Consider the following 20,602-nt stretch of genomic DNA (forward strand, 5'->3'; position numbering starts at 1 on the left):
GTATGGGCGTGCTAACGCTCCGGCCCGGCTCAACCAGCGGAATGGACGCTCAACCAGCGGAGTGGACGTTCTGCGTTGATCAGCACTCCCTAGTTGGTCACCGCCCGCATCGGGCCGGGTGTCCACCAGCCCGACCGTACGTCGGGCTCGACGGACAACTGCGCAACCGTCTGCGGCACAAGGGGAACCAGCTGAATCAGGTTGCCCCAGTCTTTGGCCCAGCCGTTGCGGAGGTACGTCGGCAGGGTCGTCGGACGCAAGTCGTTCTCGACGACGCCGAGCGGGCCGCCGTAGTCGCCCGCCATCCAGCGCTGCGAGTTCACGCGTTCGCCCTCGGCGTCGGGCTCGATCCGCCATTTGGGGACCTCCCACACACCGTTGACGATGCGCGCCGGGCGCTGGCATGGGAACGCGAGTGCCACCTCCCAGTCGAGGAGAACCGGATCGTCGCTACCCACCAGGGAATTGAGGGTCACCATCTTCGACACGCGCGGTGGCGTCAGCGCGATCCACTTGTCGGCGTCGCCCGCGGAGTCGTCTGCGACGACGCGCACGACGGTCGCCTTCGGCGGCGCGGAGCTGCGTGGGAACCGCAGGTTCTGCCACTTCGGTGCGGTGTGGTTGATGCCCAGCGGCGTCATCATGCTCAGCGGCGTGACGGTACCGTCGGCGTCGACCCGCCCGAACTGCAGCCGCACCTTCTGACCCGTCTGAACCACATTGAGCTCGTCGACGTATTCGACGTTGCCCGCCACCGACATCGTGATCAGCGGGGCGTCGGGCGACGCGGCGGGCAGCTGGTACCAATCCGACGTGAGGTGCCCCTGCCCCGACGACACGCCGTACGTCCCGACGATCGGTGCCGCCTGCGCGGACAATCCGAACGGACGTTTGACGGTGGAGACCGTGTTGGTCCGTCCCGGGGTGTCGGCACTCTGGTCGGTGCCGGTCGCCGTGGGGTCGACGAGGGCGGTGTCGGTCGAGTCGGAATCCGAATCGGAGTCCAGCGTCGACGAGACCGCATTCGGCTCGAATCCCGTTGCGCCAGAACCGAGAAGCGCCGCAAGCGCCGACTTCGGCGCCTGCCCGGCGACCCGCGCGGCCCCCAGCACACCGGCATTGGCGTCGCGTTCGACGAGTACCGCGTCGGCCAGCGCGCAGGTCTTACCACCGAAAGCATCGGCGTTCGACTTCGCCCACGACCACGAATTCCGTTGCGAATAGATGGCTTTCGCCTCGGACACGAAGGTGAAGGCGAGTATCGCGGCGCAGATGATCGCGATCGACTTGTTCGGCAGCCGCTGGAGGAAACTCAGCCGGCCGGCGTCGACGCTGCCCGACGACCGGTCGTCGCGGAAGTACTGCCAGGCACCGAGTGCGGTGAGCGCCACCGCAACCGCGAGGATGACGACGTAAAGACCGATGCCGTGGATCGCGGGAGTGTCGTCGGCCCATGGGATGCCGTAGCTGCCCACGTACCACCACTGGTTGCGCCCGGCGAACGCGATAGCGAGAGCATAGGCGCAGGCGGCCGCGATGAACGTCCGGTTGCACCGACGCTTCATCACCTCGGGTGAGATGAAAGCCGTTGCGGCAGCTGCCAATACGCCGGTCAAGCAGGCGAAGGCGCCCATCTGGTGCGTCGCTTTGGTCGGGACGAAGGCCAGCACCACCACCGCACCGGACATCACGCCGACCAGCCGCCACAGCGGTGCGGACACCACGCCGCGCACCCGACGTCGCTGCAGCAGGATGAGCACGATGATCAGCAGCGACAGGAAGGTCACGAACACCCCGACACGGCGCGCGATGGACCCGTCCGGTGTGGGGTTGAGCAGGATGTAATACCGCATCCCCTCGTTCCACCATTTGTTCGTCGGCCCGACGATGCCCTGCACCTTGACGCCTTCGAGGATGGTCGCCAACGTCTGGTCGGCGAAGATCGCGATCAGGATCACCAGCCCCGACGCTAGGATCGGTATCAGGATGGGCCACAGGCCGTCGCGGCGGCGCCGGATCAGCAGGTGCCGCATCAGCGGCCGCAGCCCGGTGATCAGCGGCAGAATCGCGATCGCGCCCGCCGGATGGACCGTCAATGTGCCTGCCGCGCAGATGATCGCCAGCGCCAACGGCAGGAACCGGCCACTCTGGATGGCCCGCTCGACGAGCAGCCAGGTGAGCAGTGTTCCGACGGTGAGGAAGGGTTCGATGCGCAGACCGTTGTTGAACGGCAGCCACACCGCGAGGAATCCGAGGGCGGCCGCCCACATCACCACCGAGGACGACCGCAGCGCAGGGCCGAGCCGCGGCACGGCCGCGCGGCTGATCAGGAACCAGCCGGCCACCGCGAACAGGAACGGCAGCAGGCGCAGCCACGGCGTCGCCGTGCTCACTTCCATCCACAGCGACAGATACCGGTAGTGCCAGCCGAACGGATCCTGCGGCGCACCGAAGTAGCGGTAGTAGTTGACGAGATAGCCGGCATCGCCCGCGACGCGGCCGACGGTGACCTGGTAGCCGTCGTCGGCGGTGTTGCCGCCGATGAACAGCCACACGGCGAGGATCGCGACGACGGTGACGTCGACAAACTTCGGCCGCCACCACCGTTTCGGCACCAGCCGACGCAGTTTGCGGCCGTCGCGGGCGTCGAGCATGCCGAGCGCGACGATCGACACGACCGTCATCAGCACTCCGACGACGAGCAGTACGCCCTTGAGCAGGGTCGGCGACGACGAGAACCGCATGTCGATCGTCGAGCTGAACGAAAGCCCTTCGGTGGGAGCAGTTTTCGGCAGGTCGGTGTAGACACCGATGATCTGCGGGCGGGCGTCGGGGTCGGCGACGGTGAACTGCAACGGCTTACCGTCGGTGCCACTGACGCCGTCGATGCGCCCGGATGTTCCGGTGGTGTCGGCGTGAACGACGATGCGGCAGTTCGGGTTGTCCTGCGCCGCTGCACGAGGCGTGTTGAGCAGCAAGGTATTTCGCTGCGTCACCTGAATGCTGTCGCCGGTGGCGCGCACGAACAGACCGACCTTGCTCGCCTCGACGCCGGCCGACGGCACAGTCGAGACCAGCACACCACCGGTTTTCGGCAACGACGCCGCGAGCGTGCACGGCACGGTCAGGTCGAGTTTGAGCGGCGCGTAGGCGACGTTGGGTGCGACGACGTTGCCGACCGTGCCGCTCTGCGGCCAATTCAGTTGGGTATTGCTGTATTTCACCGGCAGCAGCGGCGACAGGACGGCCAGCAGCACACCGATGGCTCCCGCGACCACCGCCACGAGCTGGATCCGTTTGATCCGCCGTGCTGCGGAATCGGGTTGAGCTGTCATGGATTTCGCCGAGTCACCTTCAGTCGGATCAATCGAGTCAGTCATCTTGGCGCACCACCCGGATCGCGCCGCTGCGCTGCCAACCCCACCGAGACTGGGTCGCCGTCGTGACCCGCGCCGCCGGGGCGTCGGGCGCCAGTGGCGTCAGTTTCTGCAGGTTGCCCCACTCGCGGAACCAATCGTTGGACAGGTAGGTGGCCATCGTGCCGGCCTTGGTCAACGCCTCCGCCGTCGCCAGGATGCCGCCGTTGACGGTCGCCTGCCACGTCTTCGACTGCCCCGCCGCGGTTGTCGGGTCGGGCAGGATCCGCCACTGCGGGATCTGGTCGATCCCGTCGGTGGCGGTCATCGGGTGCTGGCAGGGGAACTGCGCACCGACCGAGAAGTCCACCAGCACCGGATCACTGGACCCGACGACCTGCTGCAGAGTTTTCAGCTGCGGTACCCGGGGCGGCGTGATCGCCAGCCATTGATCGGGGCTCAAACTGTTGTCGCGGGCCACGATTCGCATGGCGGTGGCCTTGGCCGGGATGGTCGCGGTCGGCACCCGCAGGTTGCGCCACGGGCGGTTGGGCTGGCCCGGTCCCGGATCGATCGGGATCGCGGGCGCACCGACCGGGGTGAACGTGCCGCCGTCGTTGCGACCGAACTCCACCTGCAGGGAGCGCCCGGGAGTGACGGCGCCGTCGCGGTCGATGGAGAAGATCGGGCCGGCCGCGGTGATCACGATCAGCGGTCCCACGGAGCGGGCGGGCAGTTGATACCAGTCCGACGTCAGCGTCGCCTCACCGCTGTTGTGTCCATAGCTGCCCATCACCGGCGTGGTCGCGGGGTTCAGCCCGAACGGCAGAGCGACGGTGCTGCCATTGATTCCACGTGGACCGGTACCGCCGGTGGTGCCCGGGCTGCCGCCGGAGATCACGAACGGGCGAGCCAGGTTGCCCGACGTGTTCATCGTGCCGGGGCTCAGCGAGTTCGGGTCGGGCGTCAGGTCCGCGGCGACGCCGTTGGGATCGAATCCGGTCGACTCGCCAGCCAGCGCGGCCGACGCACTCTTGCCGCCGACCGGAGTGAGCATGCCGCGGTTGGCGTCGGGCTCCACCAGGACGTAGTCGGCCATGCCGCAGGTCTTGCCCCGCACGGCGTCGACGTCGGCCGCCAGCGTCGTGTACGTATCCGTGCGTCCCGCAACGGCTTTGGTGAACAATGCGATCTCGACGAGGACCATCGCGGCGGCGATGAGGAACAACGGCGACGACACCAACGCCACCCGCCAGGTGGGTACCGCGGCGTCGGAATCTGCCGACCCCACGGCGTCGGCGCGCAGATGCAGCACCATCGCCGTGGCCATGGCGACCGCGGTGAGTCCGAGGAACAGCGTCGACACCGGGATTCCGGCCAGGGACGGCGGTTTGTCGAACCAGGAGATGCCCAGGTTCGCGGCGAACGGCCAGGCGTTCTTGCCCGCGGTGGCGATCGCGCAGGCCAGCATCAGCGCGGAGACGAATGCGGCCAAGTTGCGTGGTGAACGTCGGGCCGATTCGGCGACGGCGACGGTCGCCACCGCGGCGAGCGCCGCGGCCACGCCCGCGTAGACGCCGAACTGAATGGTCCACTTGGTCGGGGTGAAGGACAACAGGAACGTGGTCAGCAGAATGGCGCTGACCACGCGCCACACCGGTCCCGGATCGACGCCGCGAATCTTCTTGCGGCGCAGCATGACTGCGAGAGTCACCGCCAGCGTGACCAAGGTGAGCAGCACCGGGACGCGGCGGGCGAGCGCACCGTCGTCGGTGCCGACGACGAGGAAGTAGTAGCGCAGCAGTTCCTGATACCAGACCAGCGTCGGGCCGACGGAGTAGCGCACGCGCAACGTCTCCGCGACGGTCGCCAGCGTCTGATCGCGGAACACGACGATCACCACGACGCCCGCCGCCGCGACGATCGGCAGCAGCAGGGCTGCGATCCCGTCCTCCCCGCGCCGCATGCGCAGCACCCGCAGCATGAGCCGCGACCCTGCCAGCAGCAGCGCGACGGCGATGATTCCGTGCGGCGCGAGGGCCAGGGTCAGGCCGGCGGACAGCGCGGCCAGTGCCGCAGGCAGCATTCGGCGCGTCGCGATGGCCTGCTCGACACCCCACCAGGTGAGCAGCGAACCGAGCACGATGATGCCCTCGCTGCGCAGTCCGCTGCACAGCGGAAGCCAGAACGCGCAGAACACCGCGGCGGCGGTGAACATGGCCCACTGCGACCGGCGGACGGCGCCGCCGAGGCGCGGTAGCAGCACGCGGGTCAGGATGAACCAGCTGGCAAGCCCGGCGACGAGCGCGGGAAGTCGCATCCACAGGCCCGTCGCGGAGATCGTCGACCAGTGCGAGAGGAAGCTGTAATACCAGTCGAAGGGCGCCTCGGGGATGCCGAAGAAGCGGTAGTAGTTGGCCAGGTACCCGGCGTCGGCGGCGTTGCGCCCCATGTTGAGGATGTAGCCGTCGTCGGGCGAGCCGGCGCCCAGCCAGAACCACACGACCAGCACGGCGGTGACGACGAGATCGACCGCACGTGGCCGCAGCAGGCGGCGAATGTCGAGCCGACCGACCCGACGGTGATAGCCGCGTACGACGTCGAGGCGCGCCACCGCGACCAGTGCGACGATCGTCGCGAGGACACCGACGATCATGACCAGCAGTTTGGTCACCGACGGTGCTGAATCGAAGCGATTGTCGACGTCGATGTGCGCCTTGAGCCCCTGCGCGGCGGCCGCCTGCACGCTCGACGACGGCAGGTCGGAGAAGATGCCCGCGATCTGCGGGCGGTTGTCCGGGGTCGTCGTGCCGAGTGGGCCGAGTCCGTTGAAGTGGGCGCCGGTGGACGACGCCGACGACCAGATGTGCAGCGATGTGCAGCGGTCCAGGTCGGCGATCGGCGCGGTGGCGACGGACTTGCCGCGGAAGGCGACGTCGATGCGTGTGCCGTCGTCGGTGACGAACAGCGCCGACTGTCGGGCACGCAGCCCCGACGTCGGCATCGTGGACAGAATGACGGTCGACGATGACGCGTCGCGCGGCGCCGAGGCCAGCAGCGAGCATGGAATGGTGATGTCGAGGTTGCGCGGCGTCTGCGCGACCAGCGGCGCGGTGACCGAGGCCGTCTGCGCCGACAACTGCTGCCCCGACGGCCAGTCGATCGTCACCGTCCGCTCGTTGACCGGCAGAAATGGTGTCAGAATAGCGGCGAGAACTGCGATCACACCGGCGACCACGGCGATCGCGGCAACACGATTCCTGCCCGGGCCCGCTCCCTGCGCCTGCGGCGTCGTCTGTGAATCCGGCACGGCAGGTCACATTAGTGCACTCGGCTGTGAATCATGTGAGCCGGAGCCCTGGGAGACAGGCCCTAGGACAGCAGATGACCGATCAGTGCGTCGACGGCACGGTTCGGCCGGACCCGCGGCTTGCTGACCAGATGCAGATCCCAGACGATCTCTTCGGCGAGGGGACGTACGACTATGTCGGAGCGCCGCGCCGCACTGTGCTGCGGCACGATGGCGATGCCCAGTCCGGCGGCGACGTAGTCGGGGACGGTGGTGAGATCGGGGACTTCCAGCGCGACGGTACGGTGCAGCCGCGCGGCGTCGAAATGCTGCTCCACCAGCACTCTCGTCCCGAAGCCCGCGGGCATGTCGACACAGGGTTCGTCGACGAGGTCGGCGAGTCCGATCCGGCCGGCCGTCGCCAGTCGATGATCCCGCGGCAACACCACCACCATCCGCTGCGCCGACACATGCAGGTAGCGCAGGCCGTCGTCGTCGGGCGGCAATCCGGAGAATCCCAGGTCGAGGCGCCCGGCGCGCACGTCGTCGACGATGTCCGACGATCCGCGCGGCCGCACCGCGATCGACAGTTCCACCTTGGGATGGTCGCGGTGGAAGGCGCCGAGTGCGCTCGGGATGTCGAGCATTTCCAGGTTGCTGATCACCCCGATGCGCACGCGTCCGCGCAGCCCTCTGCGCGCCTGCTGCCCGACGTCGCGGATGGACTCCGCCTCGGTGAGCAGTCGTCGCGCATGCGGCAGCAGGTCGCGGCCCTCGGCGGTCAGTTCGACGCGGCGCGTCGACCGTCGGAACAGTTCGGCGCCGACCTCCCGCTCCAAGCTCACGATTCCCGCCGACACGGTGGATTGCACGGCGTTGACGCGGGCCGCGGCGCGGGTGAAATTGAGCTCCTCGGCTACCGCGACGAAGAACTCGATGTGGCGGCTATCCACGTGCGCCTTTCGTCGGTCGGTGTCGTCGGGTCGCCTCACACTTTAGAACTGTCCTAGGGTTGGACACGTGAGTGTGCGCGCGGGAATTGTGGTCACCGGAACCGAAGTCCTCACCGGACGCATCGCCGATCGGAACGGGCCCTGGGTCTCCCAGTCGCTGCTCGACCTCGGTGTCGACGTCGCGCACATCACCATCTGCGGTGACCGGCCCGACGATCTGACCGCGCAGTTGAAGTTCCTCGCCGACGTCGGCGTCGATCTCATCATCACCTCCGGCGGGCTGGGACCCACCGCCGACGACCTCACCGTCGCGACCGTCGCCGAATTCTGCGGCCTCGAGTTGCGGCTCGACGTCGAGATTCAGGCGCACATCACCACCATCATCGAGCGGTGGCGTCGCAACTCCGGCCGATCGGCGGGCGGTGCGGCGTTGGCCGCCGGGATCCGCAAGCAGGCGATGATTCCCGCAGGGGCCCAAGCGATCCCACCGGTCGGCACGGCGCCGGGCGTCGCGATTGCGGCGTCGTCGGGTCGGCCCGCGGTGCTGATCCTGCCCGGCCCGCCGGGCGAACTGCAGGGGATGTGGGAGTCGGCGGTCGCCACCGCCCCGGTCGCCGCGGTGCTCGCCGACAGTGGGGACTACCGCACGGAAACCCTTCGCGCATATCGACTTTCCGAACCCGACCTCGCGGAGAGCCTGCGGATCGCGCAAGGCAGCGTCGCGGGATTCGCCGAGCTGGAGATCACCACCTGTCTGCGCGGCGGCGAGGTAGAGGTCGTGACGCGGTTTTTGTCCGACGACGCCGCGGCCTATGCCGCCCTCGTCGAATTCCTCACGAAAGCCCATGGGCGACAGATCTTTTCCTCGGACGGCTCGACCATCGACGAGGTGCTGATCGCCCGCCTTGACGGGCGGACGGTGGCGACCGCGGAATCGTGCACCGGTGGACTCATCGCCGCCCGACTGACCGACCGGCCCGGATCGTCGGCGTATTTCTTGGGCGGCGTCGCCGCGTACGCGAACGAGGTGAAGACTCGAATCCTCGGTGTGCCGGCTGAACTCATCGTCGCGCACGGTGCGGTGAGTGAGGAGGTCGCCGAGGCGATGGCCGACGGTGCGCGCGAACATCTCGGCACCGACGCCGCAGTGTCGACGACGGGCATCGCCGGCCCCGACGGCGGCAGCGACCGCAAACCGGTCGGCACCGTATGCTTCGGTATTTCCATTGCGGGACAACCGACTTCGACGACGACGCTCGTCTTCCCCGGCAATCGCGCGACGGTCCGGGCTCTGGCGACGACGGCGGCGATGCACTTGCTGAGCGAGGCGATGGACGGGTAACTCCCAGAGTGTCGCGCCCTTCCGCTCCCCGGGTACCGAAGCGAGGAACGAGCTTCGGTGTGGCCCCGCCCCCGAGTACCGAAGCGAGTTCACCCCGCTCCCCGAGTGCCGAAGCGAGGAACGAGCATCGTGTTCACCCCGCTCCCCGAGTGCCGAAGCGAGGAACGAGCATCGTGTTCACCTCGCTCCCCGAGTACCGAAGCGAGGAACGAGCTCGTGTCTCCCCGCTCCCCGAGTGCCGAAGCGAGGAACGAGCTTCGTGTCTCCCCGCTCCCCGAGTGCCGAAGCGAGGAACGAGCTTCGGTGTAACGAGGGGTCGGCGAGACGAAAACCCAACAGGGGAACGGAATTTCGACGACGCCGGGCAGCTGGGGGCGTAGATTCGACGTGATACCGCCACATCCTGCTGGTTGAGCGAGGCGAAGCCGAGTCGAAACCACTGTGACGCTGCGGGTTTCGCCATTGCCCGGTCGGCGGGTTTCGACTCGCTCCGCTCGCTCAACCAGCAGAGGAACGCAGCGCTGCCGACATCGTCGCTCGCCGTCGACTACGTCGCTGACCAGCCGCTACCCCCGCGCAACCGCCATCGACAATCGAGTGCATTCGTCGGCGATCTCGTCGACCGATCGATCCCGCTCGACCAGCCACGCCTCGATGAGGCGGTTCACTCCCCCGACGATGAACCGCGCGTTGCTCAGCGTCGCCGCGGGGTCGAGCGGTTCGACACCGGGCAGGTCGGCAACAACGGCGACCATCGCCTGTGCGATCCGGTCGAGCGTCTCGCGTCGTCGATCTTCCAGCCCGACGACGCCCGCCGGATCACTGGTCATGATGCGGAACATGCGCGGATCGGCGTCGAGCACCGTCAAGAATCCGACTAGTGCCGCGCGCAGACGTTGCTCGACGCTGCCGCCCGCCGCGGTGCTCGCGTCGATGAGCGCGGTGACGATCTCGTCGCGGACCTGATCGGCGACCGCGAGAATCAGTTCGTCCCGACTCGCAAAATGCTCGTAGAAATAGCGGTAGACCAGGCCCGATTCCTTACAGACGCCTCGGACGGTGATCTCGCTCAGGCCCGCTCTGCCCCACGTGTCACGGCCCGTCGCGATGAGTTTGCAGCGCCGCTCTTCCCGGCGGGCGTCCGCGCTGACGCCGCCGTAGTCGCGCACCACATCTTTTCGAGCCATTGACTGGGCAGTCTAGGCGCAGCTAGTTTTGGAAAACAGTCGTTGTCCAAAACTAGCGAGAGGGTGCGATGGCTCCCCCGATCCCGCAGAGACATCCCGCGACACCGCGCACCGTTCCATCGGGCGTCGCGATTTTCGCTCGACTGCTCGGCCTCCGCGGACCCGACGCCGCCGAGTTCGCCTACCTCGGCGAAGCTCTCACGCACGGCGATCCGCCGATGGACCGCCTCGTCGGATGGATGCTCGACGTCGGCATGAGCACCTCGCGCCCGATGTTCGAGCAGGCAGTACGGGCGGGTGTCGACAGCGTCGTCGACGCTCCCGAACCGCTGCGCGACTTCTTCGCCATCGTGGAAGACACACCGTCCTGGGTCGACCCGGCGCAGCTCCGACTCGGCGCGCAAACCATGAACAGCGGCGGCGCTGACGGTCTCTACATCGCCCGCGACGTCGCGTTGCTCGGCGGATACAGCTTCGCCGGCTTCAATCAGACGCTGCTGCGCACCGGCGCGCTGGAGAAGGGCTCTAACAAGCGCTTCGCGGAGACCTCACAGTGGGCGCTCGACGTGATCGCCGACGATGGGCTGACAGTCTTCGGCGCCGGCTACCGCTCGACGTTGCGGGTGCGGATGATCCATTCGCTGGTTCGGCGCCACGTCGTCGAACAGCCCGATTGGGACTCCGATCGGTGGGGCCTGCCGATCAATCAGACCGACATGGCGGCCACACTGGTGGGCGCACTGGTCGCGCCGATGGTCGGCGGACTCGGCATGGGATTGATCAACAAACCCAGCGAGTACACGGCCGTCGCCCATCTCACGCGCTACGTCGGCTGGCTGATGGGCGTCGACGACGAGTTCCTCCCGACCAGCTTTCGGGATTCGATCCGCATTCTGGCCCACACGTCGGCGGCGCTGTCGGTGCCCGACGACACGTCGCCGCAGCTCGCCCGTCCGATGATCGAGGACCCCTTGCGCTGGAATTACCCACGGCTGGTGCATCTTCGACGCCGGATCGCGCGATCGCAGCACCTGTCGGTGAGTGCGTTCTTCCTCGGCCGTCGCGCGATGGGACATCTCGGCCTGCCGACGCGCGTGGTGCCCTGGTATCCGGTGATCCGCACGCCGATCAACCTCGTCGGCTCGTTCGCCGCGATGTTGCCCGGCGGACGCGCCCGCGCATGCCGTCGGGGACGCGCCAGCCAGCTGCGATTCATGGCGACGATGACCGCAACCCCGGCGACGATCGGTGCGACGACCACATTGGCCGGCCACGCGGCGTGACGCCGACGATATATCGAGAAAATCGATATATCTGACCGAGAATGTTCGTTGGACGTGATTGATCGCCCGACGCAGCATTGATGTTATTACTGATTGATCAGTATGTTCAGGTGAGACGAAGCTAACACTGTCGCTGACACACTGTCAACGGCTTCGGCGTCACCTGAGGTTGGACGCGAGGATCCGCCGACAATCGGTTACAGTCGAATTACTGATCGAGCAGTCACTCTCCCGCTCGACAGCCGAAGAGGAGGATCCACGCCGTGGTGCGAGCCGAGACGATGATGGGCGCCGCGGTCAATCGCGCGGCCGAACAGGGCGCACCGTTGGTCGTCGGCCGAGACCCGTGGGCGAGCGTGTCGTCAGAGACCGCCCGAACGATCTTGAAGGCCGCTGTACAGGCGTTCTCTGAGCGCGGCTTCCACGGCACCAATCTCAAGGCCATCACCGCTGGCACCGGACTGAGCACCGCGGCGCTGTACGTGCACTTCAGCTCCAAAGAGGATCTGCTGTTCGAGATCAGCAAACGCGGCTACCTGGAAACGGTCGAGATCGTCGAGGCCGCCACCGCGTTCGACGATCCGGTGGAGGCACTGCGCGTACTCGTCTACGCGTTCACCCGATGGCAGGCCGAGCAGCACACCACCGGGCGGATCGTATTCTACGAGAGTGAGGCGTTGACCGATGAGCACGCCAACGAACTCCTCGAGCTTCGCCGCGGCGGCGAACTGAAGATCCGGGCGGTCATCGAGAAAGGCATCGAGCAGGGCGCCTTTCTGCCCGGAGACGTCCGGGGCGTCAGTGCGGCACTGCTGTCTTTGAGCATCGACGTGGCCCGCTGGTACGGCCCCCACGCGCCCTACTCCCCCGACGAATTGGGTCGGCTCTACTGCGTCCTCGCCTGCCGCATGCTGGGCGTGCGCGACGACGACTGAGCGCGTTCCCCCATCCCGCCGGTTGAGCGAAGGCGAAGCCGAGTCGAAACCCCGATGACACAATTGATTTCGCACGACTATCACCGCTCCTCCCGCCGGTTGAGCGAGCGTAGCGAGCCGAAACCACGCACCTCACGCCGAGAATCTCTCGACGCAACAACGACCGCACCGATCCACGAAACCTATTGTGTCACCGAAGGTTTCGACTCGGGCCTACGCTTGCGCTCCGGCCCGGCTCAACCAGCGGGCTGATACCGCCACTCCCCCCGGCTCAAACTCCCCCCGGCCCAACCAGCGGGCTGATACCGTCACTCCCGCCGCCACACCCTCCCGTTGGTTGAGCGAGCGCAGCGAGTCGAAACCACGCACCTCGCACTGAGACCAGCGGCGAGAACTGCTCACGCAACCAACAGGCACCCCGTCGACTACCACCCCCGCATGTCGACCGGCCACTCATCGACGACGTCGTCGCCGTCGACGAGGTACATCCGCTCGTGCAGTGCGACGGTGGGATCGATGTGCGCGGGAATGACTCGCACATGATCGCCGACGGCGAGACGATGCTCGGGTGCGAAGGTGATGTGTTCGTCGGAGCAGAACCACACCGCGGCGTCGTCGATGGCCGGATTTCCGTGGTCGAGGCTCAGCGCCTTGATCCCGACGTCGGCGACGCACCAGTCCGACGACGCCGAGATCACCCGGCCCAGCACGAACAGTGCCTGACCGAAAGGTAGGCCCACCTGCTGGTAGGCGGTATCCATGAGTGCATACGATCCGGCCTGGATCTCGTCGACCCAGGTGTTGACGGCATAGGTTCCGGTGCCGCCGCCGCTGATCAAATCGCCGCCGACGTCGGCGCTCGCCGATAGCAGCAACGCCATGGCGCGTTCGGCGTGCTCCCGACGCTCGGCTTCGTCGCCGACGAGCATGAGGTGTCCCTCGTACCCCATCACTCCACGGACGGTCAGCCCGGCGCGTCGCGCGACGTCGGCGAGCGCGCCCGCCTTCTCCGGCGCGATCCCGCAGCGCGGCATCCCGACGTTCACGTCGACGATCACCTCTCGCACCCCGCCGTCGACGGCGGCCTGCACCGTTTCCGTCGAGTCCACGGCGACGGTGACCCGGTGTCCGGCGTCGACGAGGCGTCCCAACCTGCGAGTGTCGAGCACTTCGTTGGCCAGCAGCAGATCCTCGCCGAGACCCGCCGCGGCCATCGTCTCCACTTCGCGAATGGTGGCGCAGGTGAATCCGCGATGACCGTTGTCGGCCTGCAGCCGGGCCAACGACGTGCACTTATGCGCCTTCACATGCGGCCGCAGCCGATCTCCGGGCAGGGCGGCCGACATCGCGTCGAGGTTGGCGCGCACCACCGACTGCTCGACGATCAGGGCGGGCGTCTGCAGTTCGTCGATCCGCATCACGCTCCCACCGATCCCAGTACACGGCGGATGTGGTCGTTGGTGAAGGTTCCGGTCGGATCCACCCTCGACCGGACCGCCTGGAACCGTCCCCACTCCGGGTAGAGGTCGGCCAGCCGCTCAGCGTCGAGCAGATGCCGTTTGCCCCAGTGCGGGCGGCCACCGTGGGCCACCGCGATGTCCTGCACGGCCTGGAAGTACGGCCGCCACGCCATCCCGCGGTACATGTGCACCGCGAGGTACGCGGTGTCCCGACCGCAGGCCGGACTCAAGTACGACGCCGTGTCCCCGGCGACGAAGCGAACCTCGATCGGGAAGTTCACCTCGATCCGGTGCTTGTCGATCGCCCGATGGATGTCGGTGAGGACCTGCGCGCACGCTTCGCGTGGCACCGCCCACTCCGATTCGGTGAACCGAACCGTGCGGGGACTGGCGAACACCTCGTAACTCGCGTCGACGGCGTCCGATGCCGTCATCAGACGGTCGACGCCGCGATTGATCCTCGGGATCTGCGCCGGGAACCTCCGACCGACCCGACAGACGGCGTCGAGCAGCCCGTTCTCGACGAACGACCCCAGTCTCTTCGCCCGGTCGCTGCGGGGTCGGGCAGGCAGGTCGGTCCGATTGTTCATCTTGACCAGCGCCGAATCCGCGTGCGGGAACTGGAAGAACTCGAAATGGTCGTTGTCGTCGACGAGCTCGTCGAGTCGGCCGAGGACCTCGGCCATCGGCATCGAACGCTGCTGCGCGTGCAATCGGAATGCAGGCACCACGCGCAGCCGGTAGCTGGTGATGACGCCGAGCGCGCCGAGGCTCACCCGCGCGGCACGAAGGGTCTCGGGGTCGTCGTCGGTCAGGGCGAGAATGCTGCCGTCCGCGAGCACCATCTCGGCTCCGACGATCCCGACCGCGAGATTGCCGAGCCTGGCGCCGGTGCCGTGCGTGCCGGTGGACACCGCCCCGGCCACGCTCTGCCGGTCGATGTCGCCCAGGTTGGGCAATGCCAGCCCGAGTCGAGCGAGTTCGGCGTTCAGATCGGCCAGGCGAGTACCGGCGCCGACGGTGATCAGGCCCGCGTCGTAGTCGACGTCGCGGACACCGCGCAGGGCGTCGATGTTGAGCAGCAATCCGTCGGTGCAGACGAGGTCGCCGAACGAGTGTCCGGCCCCGACGACGCGTACCGTCTGCCCGTCGGCGCTTGCCTTGGCCACGGCTTCGGCCAGCTCGGTGACCGACTGCGGCGCGAAGATGCGGGCGGGAGTGCATCCCTCGTCGCCTGCCCAATTGCGCCACGAGGTCGAGGTGATTGTCATGAGTTCTCCAGCGGGGTGACGAAGGTGTCCGACGGCGGGCCTGATCATGCGTCGACGCCGAGCGCGGCGGCGACAACGGCGTCGGTGGTCGCGTCATACGGTGGGTGCAGCACCTCGATGAGATCGCCCGCACCGCGTCGTACGACGCCGCGGGGATTGGAGAACTCGCGGAAACCGTCGATGCCGTGGTGGCGGCCGGTACCGCTGTTGCCGATGCCGCCGAATCCCAGCGACGGGATGGCGCCCTGAACCGCACACGCGTTGACAACCGCACCGCCGGAGACGGTGTTGTCGAGGACCCGGTCGGCGACAGCGTCGTCGTCGGTGAACACGTACAGGCCGAGCGGGCGCTCCCCGTCGTTGACGTAGGCGATCGCGTCGTCGAGGTCGTCGTAGACCTTGATCGGCAGAATGGGCCCGAAGATCTCCTCGCGCATCAGGGCGAGATCGTCGGCCGGGTCGAGGACGAGCGTCAGCGGCATCTGCCGAGTCGCCCGATTCGGTTCGGCGTCGTCGACGGTGCGGATCTCGGCGCCGCTCGCGCGTGCTTCGTCGACGAGGTCGAGGAGGCGCTGCAGGTGGCGTTCGGTGATGATGCCGGTGCAGTCGGCCGACGTCGCGTAGCCGGGCACCCGCTCACGCAGGTGTGTGAGGACCAGTTCGACGAAGGTGCTCAACTGCGCTCGCGGAACCAGGCAATAGTCCACCGAGATGCACATCTGGCCGTTCTTGACGAGCTTGGTGCCGACGATCTGCGCCGCGGTGGCAGCGGTGACGGCGTCGGGCGCAACGATCGCGGGACACTTTCCGCCGAGTTCCAGCGTGACCGGGACCAGGTTCTGCGCGGCCGCCAGCGCGACGAGTCGGCCCACTTCCGGATTGCCGGTGCAGAGGATGTGGTCCCAGGCGAGGGTCGGGAACTCCTTGGCGAGGTCGAGTCCACCGGTGACGACCGTGACGACGTCGGCCGGAAACGCCTGCGCGATCATGTCGGCGAGCAGCGCCGAACATGCCGGGGTGTACTCCGACGGCTTGATGATCACTCGGTTGCCCGCGGCGAGCATGTCCACCAGCGGCCCGAGGGACAGGTCGAAGGGGAAGTTCCACGGCGAGATCAGACCGATCACGCCCTTGGGCTGGTAGCTGATCGACGCCGTCGCCGTGCCGTACAGGCCCGGATCGGTGTCGCGGTACTCGGGCGCCATCCACTCGTCGAGGTGCTCGGCGGCATAGAGCGCACGTCCCGCTACGCCTGCCACCTCGACGAGGTCGGCGAAGCCACCCGGGTGCACGGCGAAGTCGGCGCTCAGGGCGGCCCGGATCCGTTCGCGGTTGCCGACGATGACTTGCGCGAGAGCCGCGAGGTGCGCGCGCCGCTGTTCGGCGGTGGGCGCACCGCCGGCGCGAACGGCGTGTCGCTGCGCCGCGAAGTGCCGGTGCAGATCCGCCAGCGCGGCGACGTCGTCGGTGCGGTCGGCGGTGTGCGGGTCGGGGACGGTCTGGGTCATCGGGTTCTCCTCTGAAGGTCGGCGTCCACCCAATCCTGACCATTCACCGATGTGATGTGAAACACCGATGTTGGTCGGTTCTACAATCGGAGAGTTGTGGATATAAATCTGCGCCGACTCCGCGCATATGTCGTACTCGCCGAGGAACTGCACTTCACGCGGGCCGCCACCCGACTCTTCGTGGCACAGCAGTCGCTGAGCCGCCAGATCGCCGAATTGGAGCGCGACCTGGGGACTCCACTGCTGCGCCGCACCTCACGCAGCGTCGAACTGACGTCGGCCGGCGAGGTGTTCCTCGACGCGGCTCGCGAGACCCTCGAGTGTTTCGACCGGGGTGTCGAGCAGACCCGCGCGGCGGGCAGCTCGACGCCCGGCATCCTGCAGGTCGGGTTCATCCCCGGCGCCGCCCTCGAACTCACCGCCCCGATCATGGCGGAGTTCGCCGCCACTCATCCCGAGGTCCGCATCGAGCTGCACGAGTCTGGTTTCGCCGATCCCTCGGCAGGTCTGCGCGGCGCCGACATCGATGTCGCGTTCATCCGATTACCCAGTGACACAAGCAATCTCACGACCTATCGACTCTTCGGCGAGCCGTGCGTGGCTGGGGTGAGTCGGACCCATCGACTCAGCGGCCACCATCGGGTACGCGTATCGGACCTCCTGGGCGAGACCCTCACGATCGGCCGCACCGACGATCAGCACTGGCGCGACTTCTGGACCCTCGCAACCTATCGCGACGACGACGCCCCGCCACGTCTCATCGAAACCACGTCGCAGTCCGAGGAGATGGAAGTGGTGTCGACCGGAATGGCCTGCACCATCACGCCCGCGGCCATCATTCGTTACACGCCGCACCCGGCGATTCGATTCATCGCCATCGAGGACAGCCCGAAGTCGGTACTCGCCGTCGCCCACCGCAGCGGCCCGATCACCGCGGTCGCCCAGGCGTTCGTCGACACCGCTCAATCCGTACGCGACCGGGAACAGGCACTGGTCGACGGCATCGAGCGTCCGACGTTGCCGTAGCCGCGCCGTCCTGACAGGTCGAGCCCCACCGGTGATCGCCGACTCGGCCGCGGGAAAATCGTCCGAATAGTGCTGCGGCAAGGGCAGGCTGCCCCCGGGCTACAGATAGTCGGACGTTTTTCCTCATCGGTCGGCGTGAACGCACCGAAACCTACTGCGTCACTGCCCCGGCCGGCACAACCGACGACCCAGACCGCAGACTCCGCAACAGCGGAATGACCGCCAGCATGGCCACCGCGGGCAGCACGAAGCCAATCGCGAGCGCCGACGAATCGGCAGACAACGCTCCCAGCACCACCGCACCGATCAACGCACCGCCGTAGTTGAACAGGTTCACCCTCGCCATGACCTCGTCGCGCCTCGCCGGGCACAGTTCGCCGGCCCGCCCGAATGCGACCGGCACGACCAACCCCGCGGCCGCCCCGGCCGCGGCGAAACCGACCACCGCGCCGACCGGACTCGGCACCGCGGCCACGAGCAGGCAACCCAGCACGGCCGATGCGATGCCGATCGACACCGTCACCGCGCCACCCAGACGCTTCACCAGCAGATCCGCCGTCATGCGTGACACCAGCACCACCGCGAGATACGCCGCATACCCGAGCGGCGCCACCGACGCCGACGTCTTCAGTCCGTCCTGCAGATAGACCGTGCTCCAGCTCGCCACCGCGGAGTCGACCACGAATGCCGCGAACACGAAAGCACCGACCGCCCAGATCATCGCGCGCGGCAACGGCACCGGGCGCGCGTCGCCGCGGGCGGCCCGTGCCTCGCGAGTCGGATCCGCCCAGCGCACCGATACGAACGCCATCGCCGCAGCGCACGCGGCCGCGATCAGCAGCGTCCCGACCGCAAAACCGCCCGACGCATGCACCGCGGACGTGAGAATCGCACCGACGATCCCGGCTGCCGTGTAGCTCGCATAGAGGCGACCGAACACCGGTGCGCCCGACTTGCTCTGCGCGAGGGCGCCCTGCATGTTGTTTGCGGCATCGACCGACCCCGTACACCGCCATCGCGACCGCGAAAAGCACCACACCGGTGCTGGCCGCCGCGACCACCAGGGAAATCGCCTGGATACCGAAGCCGACGGCGACGGCCCACCGGCTGCCCCGATGCACCGCGATCACGTCGGCCAGCACCGATCCGCCCGCTGCGGTCACACACGCCAACAGCAGCAGCATCGCGATGGCACCGTCGGTGAGCCCGACGCGTTCCTTGATCGCGGGCAGCGCCGTCACGACGATCGCGTAACCCAGGCCTTGAGCCGCGTACACGGCGAGCGCGGGCACCAGACGCGGCCGCTCGGAGGTCTGCGGCGAATTCGGCATCATACTCATGTCAACTCCTGAATCACCTTGCGAGACGGGCGATTACAGCCCGATAGACAGTGTGCCATTCGGCACCGCCCGCACCGACGAAGTCGCCGTCGCGGTTGAGCAGGAGCGTGTGCGCCAGGCGTACTCCGGTCACCCCCGCGCGGGGGCTGACCGTGATGTACTGCCCCTGAAAACCGTTGGCCTGGAAGCCATCCGGCGTCGCTCCGTTCCACCATTGGAACCCGTAACCGCCCGACGTCACTGCCTTGCCGTCGGTGATGTATCCGCCGAAGTCGTCGCCGACGGCGCCGCTGGTCGGGATCATCGTCGTGGCCTGGCGCACGTAGGCGGCCGACACCACCTGACGACCGTTCGACGCCCGACCGTCGTTGCGCATCAACTCGCCGAACCGTGCGAAGTCACCGGGCGTCGCGAAGAGTTCCTCCGACGCCACCGCGGCGCCCGTGCGGTCGGTCATGATGTCGGCCGACGCCGCCATTCCCGCCGGTTTCCACAGCTGATCGGACAACACTTCATTGAAGGGCCGGTGATAGAGCTTTTCCAACATCCACGCCAACACCTGCGGATTCGCGCTGTTGTAGTTGAATCGACCCTGGGGCGTCACCCGCGGCAGCGATGCAATATACGCGTTACGCGTACGGCCTATCCGCCCATTCGAGTAGTAGTCCATCGCCATGTCGACCCATTCGACGACCTGATTGTTGCGGGACAGGTCCTGATTGTGTTCATCCCATTCGATGCCGGATCGCATTTCGAGAATGTTGCGGATCGTGGTTCCGCGCCACGCCGTCGCTTTCAGCTCCGGAACATATCGCTCGATCGGGTCGTCGAGCGAGCTGATTCGCCGCTGATCCAGGGCGATTCCCACGAGCGTCGAAACGAATGACTTCGTCATCGACCAGGCTTGGTGAGCGACGATCGGCGAGAAGCCATTCGCGTAGTATTCGGCCGCGACCGACCCGTTGTGTACGAAGACGAGTGCGTCGGTCCCGCTGTCGTTCAGGAAATCTCCGACATTCTTCGTTCGTCCCTGCCAGCGATACGTGACATCGCGCAGGTTCACCTCTTTTTCCGGAAGCGGCGACACCACCTCACCCGCCGCAATCCGCGCATGCGGGAGTACGACGTCGGGCTTCACGGGGTCGAACGGAAGCGGCAGCAGATTTCGGTTCCGCATCGCCTCCCGCACCCAGTTCGACCAGTAGTCCGGCGAGCTCAGCGTCGCCGACGCACCGCCGGCCAGCGCGGGCAGTGCGGGCAACCCGAGCAGACTGCCGCCCTGAGCTGCGGCCAAAAGGCTCCGCCCATCATTCACCCGTACGCCGGAACCTCCGGGGCTGGCGGAGGCCACGGTCGCGGGCACGCACAGAGCGATCGCGACCACGAGCGCCGCGATACGACCGATGAGTTGCCGTTGTGTCATGTGCATCACTATGCCGACCGCATCGATACCAGCGGAAACACCAAAACTGGAGCCATCGACAACGGAGGCAATGTGAATCGCCACAGCCGAATGACCGCGCCATCAGGCGCCGGAATCGGGCTCGAACATTCGCGGCGGCGCGGTGACCGGAATTCGCGGTGCCCTCGTCGCGGCAATCTGGCCCCGCGGCGCCATCCGCGGACCACTCCCGACCTCGTCACGAGGATGA

General features: G+C 67.4%; 14 protein-coding genes. 5 read left to right on the forward strand and 9 right to left on the reverse strand.

The features are described 5' to 3' along the window. Nucleotides 1-89 precede the first annotated feature (89 nt). The 3 genes from HH308_RS16940 to HH308_RS29865 form a co-directional block, all read right to left on the reverse strand. Nucleotides 90-3,335, reverse strand: a complete 3,246-nt coding sequence (locus tag HH308_RS16940; RefSeq protein ID WP_246284670.1) for an arabinosyltransferase domain-containing protein — start codon at nucleotides 3,333-3,335, stop codon at nucleotides 90-92. A gap of 37 nt (nucleotides 3,336-3,372) precedes the next feature. After that, entirely contained in the window at nucleotides 3,373-6,666 is a 3,294-nt protein-coding gene (locus HH308_RS16945) for an arabinosyltransferase domain-containing protein (protein ID WP_170195412.1), read from the reverse strand. 62 nt (nucleotides 6,667-6,728) lie between these two features. Continuing rightward, nucleotides 6,729-7,598 carry a LysR family transcriptional regulator gene (locus HH308_RS29865; RefSeq protein WP_170195413.1) on the reverse strand — a complete coding sequence of 290 codons (870 nt, stop codon included), beginning with the start codon at nucleotides 7,596-7,598 and terminating at the stop codon, nucleotides 6,729-6,731. Between the two features lie 67 nt (nucleotides 7,599-7,665). On the opposite strand from HH308_RS29865, the gene HH308_RS16955 reads away from it, so the two are divergent. Beyond that, on the forward strand, nucleotides 7,666-8,940 hold the full coding sequence (locus HH308_RS16955; protein ID WP_170195414.1) for a competence/damage-inducible protein A: 1,275 nt from the start codon (nucleotides 7,666-7,668) through the stop codon (nucleotides 8,938-8,940). Between the two features lie 566 nt (nucleotides 8,941-9,506). Here HH308_RS16955 and HH308_RS16960 read toward each other — a convergent pair. Further along, nucleotides 9,507-10,127 carry a TetR/AcrR family transcriptional regulator gene (locus tag HH308_RS16960; protein ID WP_170195415.1) on the reverse strand — a complete coding sequence of 207 codons (621 nt, stop codon included), beginning with the start codon at nucleotides 10,125-10,127 and terminating at the stop codon, nucleotides 9,507-9,509. A 68-nt stretch (nucleotides 10,128-10,195) separates the two neighbouring features. On the opposite strand from HH308_RS16960, the gene HH308_RS16965 reads away from it, so the two are divergent. Together HH308_RS16965 and HH308_RS16970 are read left to right on the forward strand one after the other, a co-directional pair. Beyond that, a complete protein-coding gene (locus HH308_RS16965; RefSeq protein WP_170195416.1) occupies nucleotides 10,196-11,410 on the forward strand; it encodes an oxygenase MpaB family protein in 1,215 nt (404 codons plus the stop codon). A gap of 263 nt (nucleotides 11,411-11,673) precedes the next feature. Beyond that, a complete protein-coding gene (locus HH308_RS16970; protein ID WP_170195417.1) occupies nucleotides 11,674-12,345 on the forward strand; it encodes a TetR/AcrR family transcriptional regulator in 672 nt (223 codons plus the stop codon). 425 nt (nucleotides 12,346-12,770) lie between these two features. Here the strand turns inward: HH308_RS16970 and HH308_RS16975 are convergent, their stop codons facing one another. Genes HH308_RS16975 through HH308_RS16985 form a run of 3 tightly spaced genes read right to left on the reverse strand, consistent with a single transcriptional unit; the run spans nucleotide 12,771 to nucleotide 16,584 of the window. Continuing rightward, nucleotides 12,771-13,763, reverse strand: coding sequence for an alanine racemase (locus tag HH308_RS16975; protein ID WP_170195418.1), 993 nt, complete (start codon nucleotides 13,761-13,763; stop codon nucleotides 12,771-12,773). After that, nucleotides 13,763-15,076, reverse strand: coding sequence for a D-arabinono-1,4-lactone oxidase (locus HH308_RS16980; protein WP_170195419.1), 1,314 nt, complete (start codon nucleotides 15,074-15,076; stop codon nucleotides 13,763-13,765). Before HH308_RS16980 ends, HH308_RS16975 begins: the two co-directional genes overlap by 1 nt. 44 nt (nucleotides 15,077-15,120) lie before the next feature. Next, nucleotides 15,121-16,584, reverse strand: a complete 1,464-nt coding sequence (locus HH308_RS16985; RefSeq protein WP_170195420.1) for an aldehyde dehydrogenase family protein — start codon at nucleotides 16,582-16,584, stop codon at nucleotides 15,121-15,123. A gap of 96 nt (nucleotides 16,585-16,680) precedes the next feature. On the opposite strand from HH308_RS16985, the gene HH308_RS16990 reads away from it, so the two are divergent. Continuing rightward, nucleotides 16,681-17,610, forward strand: coding sequence for a LysR family transcriptional regulator (locus tag HH308_RS16990; RefSeq protein ID WP_170195421.1), 930 nt, complete (start codon nucleotides 16,681-16,683; stop codon nucleotides 17,608-17,610). A 151-nt stretch (nucleotides 17,611-17,761) separates the two neighbouring features. Here HH308_RS16990 and HH308_RS16995 read toward each other — a convergent pair whose 3' ends face one another. Continuing rightward, a complete protein-coding gene (locus HH308_RS16995) occupies nucleotides 17,762-18,589 on the reverse strand; it encodes an MFS transporter (protein WP_170195422.1) in 828 nt (275 codons plus the stop codon). Nucleotides 18,590-18,594: 5 nt separating this feature from the next. Between HH308_RS16995 and HH308_RS17000 the strand changes: the two genes are divergently transcribed. Further along, nucleotides 18,595-18,864 carry a hypothetical protein gene (locus HH308_RS17000; RefSeq protein ID WP_170195423.1) on the forward strand — a complete coding sequence of 90 codons (270 nt, stop codon included), beginning with the start codon at nucleotides 18,595-18,597 and terminating at the stop codon, nucleotides 18,862-18,864. Nucleotides 18,865-18,963: 99 nt separating this feature from the next. Here HH308_RS17000 and HH308_RS17005 read toward each other — a convergent pair whose 3' ends face one another. After that, nucleotides 18,964-20,373, reverse strand: a complete 1,410-nt coding sequence (locus HH308_RS17005) for a serine hydrolase domain-containing protein (protein ID WP_170195424.1) — start codon at nucleotides 20,371-20,373, stop codon at nucleotides 18,964-18,966. Between the last annotated feature and the right edge of the window lie 229 nt (nucleotides 20,374-20,602).

It is taken from the genome of Gordonia asplenii, from assembly GCF_012933505.1.
Taxonomy (GTDB): domain Bacteria; phylum Actinomycetota; class Actinomycetes; order Mycobacteriales; family Mycobacteriaceae; genus Gordonia; species Gordonia asplenii.